This is a genomic window from Vreelandella hamiltonii (genome assembly GCF_014651775.1).
In the GTDB taxonomy this organism is placed as follows: Bacteria; Pseudomonadota; Gammaproteobacteria; order Pseudomonadales; family Halomonadaceae; genus Vreelandella; species Vreelandella hamiltonii.
This window is the reverse complement of sequence record NZ_BMXN01000056.1, coordinates 1-1,546: the sequence shown is the minus strand read 5'-3', so window position 1 is coordinate 1,546 and position 1,546 is coordinate 1. Positions and strand designations below refer to the sequence as shown.

Genomic DNA, 1,546 nt, shown 5'->3' with positions numbered 1-1,546 from the left:
GTAACTATTCAGGTGGTTGCGGATAGCCTGTCGACAACCACCTGATTTTTCTGGCATAGTGCACAGCATCATTCGGCACACCTATGCGGCGATATGACCATCAGCGATATCAACGTCGACGAGGCCCTGGAGCGGGTCCGGCAGCAGCTCAAGGAAGACCAGACGGTCTCGCCGTCGCTGCGTGCCGCCATCGATGTGCTGATGCTGCTGGTCAAGCTCATGGCCGATCGCCTGGCCACCAGTAGCCGCAACAGCAGCAAGCCACCGTCCCAGGATCCCAATCGCCAGCGCCGCTCGCGCGCCAAAGGCGAGCGGCGCCCCGGCGGACAGCCAGGGCATGAGGGTAAGACGTTGGCGCCGGTGACGGACCCCGACGAGGTGGTCAAGCTCCGTGTCGATCGTCGGCAACTCCCCAAGGGGCGTTCTTACCGCCCGGTCGGCGTCGAAACGCGCCAAGTGCAGGACATCGTAATCCAGGCCGTGGTCACCGAATATCAGGCTGAGGTCCTCGAAGATGATCAGGGGCAACGCTACGTGGCGCCATTCCCCGAGGGCGTGACTCGCCCCATCCAGTATGGCCCTCGCCTCAAGGCGCATGTCGTCTATCTCTCCCAGTATCAGCTGTTGCCCTATGCGCGTATCCGCGAGTTGCTCACCTCGCAGTGCGGCCTGTCGCTGAGCACCGGCACCCTGTTCGCCTTCAACCAGGAGGCCTACCAGCGGGCCGAGGCGTTCGCCGAGTGGGTGATCCCGGCGCTACGTGAAGCAGCCACCGTCCATGCCGATGAAACCGGAATGCAGGTCGGTGGCAAACGCTACTGGCTACACAGCGCCTCCAACGAGGCCCTGACCTGGTTGGCCCCGCACCCCAAGCGCGGCCAGGAAGCGATGGACGCCATCGGCGTATTGCCCTTCGTGCGTGGCGTGCTGGTGCATGATCACTGGAAGCCCTACTACCGCTATCCGGATTGCCGGCACGCGCTCTGTAATGCGCACCACCTTCGGGAGCTGACAGCGGCCTGGGAGAACGATGGCCAGGCATGGGCCAAGGCCTTGCATGACCTGTTGTTGGAGATGCATCGCGCCGTGGAGGTGGCCGACGGCTGCCTCTCGGCCGATGAGACCCGAGCCTGGCGGCAGCGCTATCGAGATTGCCTGGCGAAAGGGGACGCCGAGTGCCCCCCGCCGGTGAAACCGCCACCTGGAACGCGAGGCCGGGCCAAGCGCACCAAGTCGCGCAACCTCCTGGAACGCCTCCAGGCGTACGAGGACGACGTGTTGCGCTTCCTCGACGACCCTGCCGCTCCCTTCACCAACAACCAGGGGGAACGCGATCTGCGAATGACCAAGGTCCAGCAGAAAATCTCGGGCTGTTTCCGCTCCTGGGAGGGGGCGGAGATCTTCTGCCGGATGCGCAGCTTCCTCTCGACCGCCGTCAAGCAAGGGGTGGCGGCGCATACCGCACTGGAGCAACTGTTTGCGGGGGAGGTGCCAGCCTTCATGCAGCAAGAAGCCCCGACTCAGCCAACCGGTGCTGAATAGTTAC

At 64.1% G+C, this 1,546-nt stretch carries 1 protein-coding gene; it reads left to right on the top strand.

Annotated elements, in window-relative coordinates:
* The first annotated feature begins 93 nt into the window (after positions 1-93).
* Positions 94-1,542, top strand: a complete 1,449-nt coding sequence (tnpC, locus tag IE091_RS18305) for an IS66 family transposase (protein WP_022519762.1) — start codon at positions 94-96, stop codon at positions 1,540-1,542.
* Positions 1,543-1,546: the final 4 nt, after the last annotated feature.